We start from the raw sequence: 6,832 nt of genomic DNA, 5'->3' as shown, positions 1-6,832 counted from the left end.
CGTCCTGGCGGTTCCGCGCGGCGGTGTCCCGGTCGCCTACCAGGTGGCAAGGGAACTGGGCTTTCCGCTGGAAGTGGTGCTGACCAAGAAGATCGGGCATCCCAATCATAAAGAATACGCCATCGGCGCGGCCAGTCTGACCGATCATTTTGTAATACCCCACCGGGACGTCCCGCAGGAATATATCGACCAGGAACTAGTGGCGATACGGGCGCGGCTGAAAGAGATGTACCATAAATTCATTGGAGGCCACGAACCGGAAAACCTGGAGGGAAAAACGGTGATCGTTATTGACGACGGTGTAGCGACTGGTAATACCCTGCTGAGTACGATCGGAGTGATCAAAAAAGGCAAGCCCGCTAAGATCATCATCGCAGTTCCGGTAGCCTCAAAGGACGCCCTGCGGACATTACACCGGGAAACTGACGACGTCATCGTCTTACTGGTGCCGGAGGAATTCTATGGGGTTGGCGCGCTCTACGAACATTATAACGAGGTCAGCGACGACGAAGTACTGTTTTACCTGGGGAAAACGGGAAGGCTAAAAAAAGCGGTTTGAATATCCGGCCAAAGGTACTTTGTCCGCAGGTTATACTAACCGAAATATACTAATGATCGTTATCCCTTATTGATCAAACGCATTATATTTTGTGTTCGTTGTCATTAATTAAAATTTTCGCATCAAATAATTTTGTTTTTACCAGGTTGATAACAAACAAGATGCTCTTACAAGGAAACAATTAGCCAGACCGAAAGATCAACTATTAAACCAGGTCAGAAAGGAAATGCCCACATAGAGAACCACCTGCACGCCTTATCTAAATAAATTTTATAGGTATGAACTCACTTATCGATGATCGCAAAACCAGCGCTACCGAATCAAAGGAACAAGAAAATCATGGCCGGCAGGATCTGAACTATGGCCGGGTTGTGGAGCGCGCAGTGCGTCGCAATGCAATGGGAATCAGCGAAATCGCCCGCAGGCTTGGCGTCAGCCGCCGAACTTTATATAACTGGTTTGATATCAAAGATTTGAGTCCCGACATCATTTCTAAAATTGGGTTTGTCTTAGACTACGATTTTTCCGGGGATTTTCCTGAAGATTTTTTCAAAGGAACAAAGGCATCGGAGACAGAAGTTACCGGTAGCACGTCCCGTTCTTCCGGCCTTAGCCCGACAGACCCCGTTTATTATTGGATGAGCATGTATATCAAATTGCTGGAGAATTTTAATGAAAGGCTGGCCCGGCAACGAAAGATCGATTATTAATGTGAAAGCAACCATTCCTCCTGCCGGTTGAAAGCCGCGGAACTTGTGGCGAACCATGGTCTGAAACGCTAAGCCGGGAGATATCATGATGACAACTTATCTGATCACCTACCGGACTGTCCAAAACTATCTGCTAAATTGAAGACCGGACTGATGCTGATGAAAAGGACATTTTTCCCTTTTTCAGTCAGAACCACCGCGTTAGCGCAGGCCAGGGTCGTTTTACCCACCCCACATTTATCTATGAAGAAAAGGAACCTTGATACGCAATCTTCAATAATTTTAGTTACTTCCATATATTGCAGTATTATTCTCTCGTAGATCACCTGACGACAGCGGTCATTAAATTTGAAACATTGATATAAATTATGTAAGGTCACGGCGCATAAATTGACACAAAGCAAGTACGGCAATGACCTTCCTCATTTTTTCTTCTATGGTGTCCTTATAAATTTGGATGATTAAATAAACTGCGATAAAGCAAAGAGCTAATGGAAATTTCGGATCTGATAGATGAATTATTTGATCCGGTTACCGTTGAGGCAGAAGGTTTTTGGGAAGACCCGGCTAACCTCTTTGTGTAACTGTTTTTATAGACAAGGACATGAAAAAGAAAACGCTGATCGCCTTAGGCGCTTCTGCCGGTGGCACTGCCGCACTTTTTGACTTTTTTGACCACACGTTGCCGGATGAGGTGTCTTATGTGATCACGACGCACCTCTACCCGCATATCAAAAGCATGCTGACTGCTTTGATTCAGAAACATGCAGCGATCGAAGTTTGTGAAGTGGAAGAAGATACGGAGATCATGCCGGATAAAGTTTATGTGATGCCGGAGAATAAAGTAATGGCGATAGAAGGTGAAAGACTGGTATTGAAGCCACGCGACCTGGACATTAAAGTTAATAGGGCTATCGACATCTTTTTCAAATCATTGGCTGACAATCGCAGCTTCAATATTATCGCGATCGTTCTATCCGGACTGGGAAAAGACGGAACAAAAGGAATAGCAGCCATTTCGAAAAACGGGGGTGTCATCATCGCGCAGGAACCTTCAAGCGCAAAAGAGGAAAGCATGCCGGAGAGTGTGATCGATTCCGGGTACGCCGACTTTGTCCTTAACCCCAAAAAAATGCCGGAACAGGTCATTAAAATCGTTCAATCGTTTAACAGTAAACAATTATTAACCAGCTAAAAAACCAATAGGATGCACGGATTCAACACTAACATAGAAAAGGAAACTCTGGAAAACAGCAATTTTCGTAAAGTTTTATATACTGCAAAATATAGCCAGATCGTATTAATGAGCCTTTTGCCAAAAGAAGAAATTGGCATGGAAACTCATGAAAAAAATGATCAATTTTTTCGCTTTGAAAGTGGAACGGGTAAATGCATTATTGATGGCCATGAATATGAGGTTAAGGATGGGGATGCCATTATCGTTCCTGCAGGGGCAAAACACAATGTCATTAATACATCAGCGAACGAAGACTTAAAGCTATATACCATCTATTCGCCCCCGAATCATGAAGACGGAACCATACGCAGAACCAAGAAAGAAGCAGAAGCTATTGACGAAAAATTTGATGGCAGAACGACGGAATAGTTGAATAAAATATCGCGTCAAATAGGCCCTTAGTAAGTAGTTTATTCATGGTAACGAATACGCAAAGCCGGCCTTAAATAGTCGCATATCGAGTCACTATTTGAATCAATTTATTCAAATCAAAAGGTTTTTCTAAATAAGCATCTGCATCACAGCCTTTTGAAATATCTTTAAGGTTATTATGTGCGGACATTAAAATGACCGGAATATCTTTTGTCAATAGATTTGACTTTAATGCTAAGCAAAGTTTGTCGCCATGTCCATTTGGTAAATAATAATCCAATATGATTACATCAGGCTTGATTTTAATAATCTCTGCCGGGGTAAGGATAATTTGAGATTGGATAAATTCATATCCTAAATCATTCATTAGATAATCCAAACATTGGGCTGTATCCAATTCATCTTCTATAACAAGAACCTTTTTCATGTGATGAACGGTTAATTAAAGATAATCAGGCTGCTACTTAAATATAAATTGTAAAGCTATATATAAACAGATCGTCTAAAAATGATTCGCGACACATCTTGCTCAAAATGTCGGTAACTCTTTCTTTGCATTTGCCATCTTACTTGTGCCTTATTGAACCTGAAACAAACCTGCGCACGCCGTTCAAAAGGAATTCATTTTCTGCAAGCCGCCTAAGTAGGTGATCCTCAATGAAATTAAGTTTTAGTTGATTTGATTATTTAATAATTATGTTCTAAATTTAACTGCCTTATTAGATTTCTACCTGCATCTTCCACCATGACAGACAAAAGCATATTGACACTGGAAAGTGAAGCTGGTTTCAAAGCCTTATTTGAATATGCAACTGTAGGTATCCTGGTTATCAGCAGTAATGGGCGCATCGAATTGTCCAATCCCTGTATCGAACGGCTGTTTGGTTACTCAAAGGCAGAACTTACCGGGCAGCCCGTAGAAATACTCATTCCGGAAGCCTTCCGTAAAAACCATGTTCACCATCGGCAGGGTTATTTTACACGTCCAAAAGCCCGGCCAATGGGATATGGTTTGAACTTATTCGCACGGAGAAAGGATGGTTTTGAATTCCCTGTAGAGATCAGCCTGGGCCATTACCAACTGGATAATGAGCAACTGGCAGTTGCCTTCGTGACCGATGTTACGGAAAGCAAGCGGTCAAAGGAGGAACTCGAAGCCAAAGTCGTTGAACGGACGCTGGAACTTACCCAGTCGCTGGAACGAGAAAAGGAACTGAATGAAATGAAATCACGTTTTGTGGCGATGGCATCCCACGAATTCCGCACCCCCTTAAGCGCGATACTATCCAGCCTGACTTTGATAGATACCTATAGTAAGACAGAAAATGAAGAAAAGCGGAAAAGGCATATTGACCGCGTGAGGTCATCTGTCAAGAACCTGACGATAATTCTGGATGATTTCCTTTCGCTGGATAAGGTAGAACAAGGGAAAATAGAGGTTGTTGCAGAAACATTTGACCTTGATGCTTTTGCGGAAGATATCATTGAAGAACTAAATGGTATGCTTAAAAAAGACCAGCAGATTGAATTTACCTATCTTGGGGAAAAAGATATCTTTCAGGACAAAAAAATATTAAGAAACGTTTTCCTTAACCTGCTTTCCAATGCCATAAAATATTCTGAAACGGCGACAACCGTTCATTTTTCTATTAGCATCATCAATAAATCAGTAACTATTCAAGTGCAGGACGAAGGGATCGGTATACCGGAAGAAGAACAAAAAAACTTATTCACTAAATTTTACAGGGCTAAAAATGCGACAAACATACAGGGTACGGGGCTGGGGTTGAATATTGTAAAACGATATCTGGAGTTATTGGGTGGAAATATCAGTTTTATAAGTAAGCCAAACCTGGGAACAACTTTTATTATCGAATTTCCACAAATCATAGCTTATGAAAACTATACTACTGATCGAAGACAATGACGACATCCGGGAAAATACCTGTGAGTTGCTCGAACTGGAAGGGTATCAGGTGATCCTGGCTACAAATGGCAGAAGCGGCTTGATACTGGCACAGGAGCATCATCCTGACCTCATCCTTTGCGATATTATGATGCCGGAGGCAAATGGGTATGAAGTAATTAAGGAGCTGAAAGACGACCCGCAAACGGCGAAAATACCCTTTATCTTTCTTACTGCAAGTGTGGAACAGAAGGCCATTGCAACCGGCATTAATATGGGTGCATGGGCTTATATACGAAAACCTTTTGACCCGCAGGAACTGTTTGAGGCAATTGATAATTGCTTTAACAAATACTGATTGAGTACGCATTAGGAAACATGATCGATCGGGCCGGCACTTCATCTCCAGGTCTCTGCTGCCGCATTCTTTATATAAATACCGAATCGTTAAGGAAAGTGACAATCCTTTTGAAAATAGTCCCTGACATACGCATACTGTTGATTGGTGTTGTTTTGCTATAGAATTTGTGTGAGCATGGTCTAAAAATGAAATGATCTTTGTTGTTGGGTTCATTAACGGGTGGGCCGGGCAGGATTGTAGGCGATCAGGAATCGCAGTTGCTGCTGCAGGATAAATGCAGCGTCTAGTTTTTTCTCCGCCCCGGCGAGCTGCTGGCTCAATTTAAACTTAACAGAAGCAAGCATTTCCGCCAGCATGTCGGGTAAAACTTTGGCGGAGATCGTCGGGAAATAACGCATTTCGAGCACGCTTTTTTCTTCTTTGTTCACGGCTTGGATCACCCAGTGTTCTTCGGATTTAAAGCCGAACTCACGGGCGCAATTATTCAGGTCAAAGACATAGATCTTTGCCTGGAATTCAATAGTTTGATCGTTCATGATTTCTTTTTGTTAATGGATATATCGTCTTTCGACACAGTTTTCTTGCCGGCCTGGTAATCCGATGTCGCTTTTTTACCTTCGGAAGCCGGCGCTTTTTTGACATTTTTACTGCCTTTATCTTTACTCATAATGGAATATTTTAATGTTAATGTTTAATACGCTTTTCTTATGGTGATGATCCCTATCCAGTGCATCAGTTTCATGACCGGATAAACCGGGTCGATCTCGAACCAGCGTTTACCGAAATTGGCACTGTTGGGGTGTTTGTGGTGGTTGTTCTGGAACAGTTCGCCCAGCATTAGAAAGTCGAAAGGCGTTGTGTTCTTGGATTTGTCCTTGTTGTCAAAATTGCGGTAACCATACTTATGCCCGCACCAGTTCACGATCGCGCCATGGATAGGCCCCATCATAAAGTGAATCGGCAACAGCAGGAACAGCCACCAGTAGGGTGCGAAAAAAATATAGAATGCGGTATAAGCCGCGCCAAAGAGTAGCCTGGACAGGATCGACGAACCGATCCGGTCAACTATAGGCCACTCCGGGTAATGCCCGGGGAACTTGGCCTCAGGATCCTTGGTACGTTTCACATAATCTCCAAAAGTCTTAATAGTGTGTTTCATCATTTGATACACATCGGTAAAAAAATGCGGAGAATGGGGGTCTTTCTCGGTATCGCTGAAAGCATGGTGCTCGCGGTGCATTAAAGCATAAGCCCTCGGATTTAAAAATGAGGCACCCTCAAACAAGTAGGCGAATAGGTAAAAAACGCGTTCCCAGAATTTACTGGTGGTAAACATCCGGTGGGAAGCATAGCGGTGTTGGAAAAAGGTCTGGAAAAATAAAGACCCAAACCAGTGCCCGGTAAAAAATAATAAGATGATCAACATAAAAAAATGATGAGTAGCAATGAATGAAATTCCCGGGCATAGCAATGCAGGGATGAATAATTCGGGTAGTCAACAGAGAGGGCAACGGTTCACTGTGGCCTGGACTTTGCCTGGGAGGAGCAGCGCGGTAATGATTTAAGGTGCGCTGGCCGGCCAAAAAACAGCAGGTACTTGGGTAAAATCTGAAAGATTATAGTATATAAACTGGTAATCTCCCTTATTTATTGTGTTTTTAAAAAAAAGCACCAACTGGTAAAGGCT

11 protein-coding genes are annotated in these 6,832 nt (G+C 42.7%); 6 read left to right on the top strand and 5 right to left on the bottom strand.

The window, feature by feature from the left end:
• A partial coding sequence (locus NPE20_RS15025) for a phosphoribosyltransferase (protein WP_256539483.1) occupies positions 1–559 on the top strand: 559 nt, incomplete at its 5' end.
• Between the two features lie 278 nt (positions 560–837).
• A complete protein-coding gene (locus tag NPE20_RS15020; protein ID WP_256539482.1) occupies positions 838–1,269 on the top strand; it encodes a helix-turn-helix domain-containing protein in 432 nt (143 codons plus the stop codon).
• Positions 1,270–1,373: 104 nt separating this feature from the next.
• Here the strand turns inward: NPE20_RS15020 and NPE20_RS15015 are convergent, their stop codons facing one another.
• Positions 1,374–1,565, bottom strand: coding sequence for an ArsA-related P-loop ATPase (locus NPE20_RS15015; RefSeq protein ID WP_256539481.1), 192 nt, complete (start codon positions 1,563–1,565; stop codon positions 1,374–1,376).
• 308 nt (positions 1,566–1,873) lie between these two features.
• On the opposite strand from NPE20_RS15015, the gene NPE20_RS15010 reads away from it, so the two are divergent.
• Both NPE20_RS15010 and NPE20_RS15005 read left to right on the top strand, forming a co-directional pair.
• Positions 1,874–2,464: a chemotaxis protein CheB gene (locus NPE20_RS15010; RefSeq protein ID WP_256539480.1), complete on the top strand. Its 591-nt coding sequence runs from the start codon at positions 1,874–1,876 to the stop codon at positions 2,462–2,464.
• A 12-nt stretch (positions 2,465–2,476) separates the two neighbouring features.
• On the top strand, positions 2,477–2,875 hold the full coding sequence (locus NPE20_RS15005) for a cupin domain-containing protein (protein ID WP_256539479.1): 399 nt from the start codon (positions 2,477–2,479) through the stop codon (positions 2,873–2,875).
• Between the two features lie 73 nt (positions 2,876–2,948).
• Here the strand turns inward: NPE20_RS15005 and NPE20_RS15000 are convergent, their stop codons facing one another.
• Positions 2,949–3,305 carry a response regulator gene (locus NPE20_RS15000; protein WP_256539478.1) on the bottom strand — a complete coding sequence of 119 codons (357 nt, stop codon included), beginning with the start codon at positions 3,303–3,305 and terminating at the stop codon, positions 2,949–2,951.
• A 318-nt stretch (positions 3,306–3,623) separates the two neighbouring features.
• Here NPE20_RS15000 and NPE20_RS14995 point away from each other — a divergent pair, with 318 nt between their 5' ends.
• Together NPE20_RS14995 and NPE20_RS14990 are read left to right on the top strand one after the other, a co-directional pair.
• Positions 3,624–4,805, top strand: a complete 1,182-nt coding sequence (locus tag NPE20_RS14995) for a PAS domain-containing sensor histidine kinase (RefSeq protein WP_256539477.1) — start codon at positions 3,624–3,626, stop codon at positions 4,803–4,805.
• Positions 4,774–5,142: a response regulator transcription factor gene (locus NPE20_RS14990; RefSeq protein WP_256539476.1), complete on the top strand. Its 369-nt coding sequence runs from the start codon at positions 4,774–4,776 to the stop codon at positions 5,140–5,142. Before NPE20_RS14995 ends, NPE20_RS14990 begins: the two co-directional genes overlap by 32 nt.
• Positions 5,143–5,357: 215 nt before the next feature.
• Here the strand turns inward: NPE20_RS14990 and NPE20_RS14985 are convergent, their stop codons facing one another.
• Genes NPE20_RS14985 through NPE20_RS14975 form a run of 3 tightly spaced genes read right to left on the bottom strand, consistent with a single transcriptional unit; the run spans position 5,358 to position 6,568 of the window.
• Positions 5,358–5,681: a hypothetical protein gene (locus NPE20_RS14985; protein ID WP_256539475.1), complete on the bottom strand. Its 324-nt coding sequence runs from the start codon at positions 5,679–5,681 to the stop codon at positions 5,358–5,360.
• Entirely contained in the window at positions 5,678–5,812 is a 135-nt protein-coding gene (locus NPE20_RS14980) for a hypothetical protein (RefSeq protein WP_256539474.1), read from the bottom strand. The genes NPE20_RS14985 and NPE20_RS14980 overlap by 4 nt, the downstream gene beginning before the upstream one ends.
• 24 nt (positions 5,813–5,836) lie before the next feature.
• Complete coding sequence (locus tag NPE20_RS14975) at positions 5,837–6,568, bottom strand: acyl-CoA desaturase (protein ID WP_256539494.1); 732 nt, start codon at positions 6,566–6,568, stop codon at positions 5,837–5,839.
• Positions 6,569–6,832: the final 264 nt, after the last annotated feature.

The sequence above is a fragment of the Mucilaginibacter aquariorum genome, from assembly GCF_024498135.1.
In the GTDB taxonomy this organism is placed as follows: Bacteria; Bacteroidota; Bacteroidia; order Sphingobacteriales; family Sphingobacteriaceae; genus Mucilaginibacter; species Mucilaginibacter aquariorum.
The sequence above is the reverse complement of the archived record's forward strand: the minus strand, read 5'-3'. Positions and strand labels throughout refer to the sequence as shown.

What these genes read in the sequence shown, in the direction of transcription:
- NPE20_RS15020 (WP_256539482.1), top strand. Translation starts at nt 838, where the DNA reads ATGAACTCACTTATCGATGATCGCAAAACCAGCGCTACCGAATCAAAG.
- NPE20_RS15015 (WP_256539481.1), bottom strand. Translation starts at nt 1,565, where the DNA reads ATGGAAGTAACTAAAATTATTGAAGATTGCGTATCAAGGTTCCTTTTC.
- NPE20_RS15010 (WP_256539480.1), top strand. Translation starts at nt 1,874, where the DNA reads ATGAAAAAGAAAACGCTGATCGCCTTAGGCGCTTCTGCCGGTGGCACT.
- NPE20_RS15005 (WP_256539479.1), top strand. Translation starts at nt 2,477, where the DNA reads ATGCACGGATTCAACACTAACATAGAAAAGGAAACTCTGGAAAACAGC.
- NPE20_RS15000 (WP_256539478.1), bottom strand. Translation starts at nt 3,305, where the DNA reads ATGAAAAAGGTTCTTGTTATAGAAGATGAATTGGATACAGCCCAATGT.
- NPE20_RS14995 (WP_256539477.1), top strand. Translation starts at nt 3,624, where the DNA reads ATGACAGACAAAAGCATATTGACACTGGAAAGTGAAGCTGGTTTCAAA.
- NPE20_RS14990 (WP_256539476.1), top strand. Translation starts at nt 4,774, where the DNA reads ATGAAAACTATACTACTGATCGAAGACAATGACGACATCCGGGAAAAT.
- NPE20_RS14985 (WP_256539475.1), bottom strand. Translation starts at nt 5,681, where the DNA reads ATGAACGATCAAACTATTGAATTCCAGGCAAAGATCTATGTCTTTGAC.
- NPE20_RS14980 (WP_256539474.1), bottom strand. Translation starts at nt 5,812, where the DNA reads ATGAGTAAAGATAAAGGCAGTAAAAATGTCAAAAAAGCGCCGGCTTCC.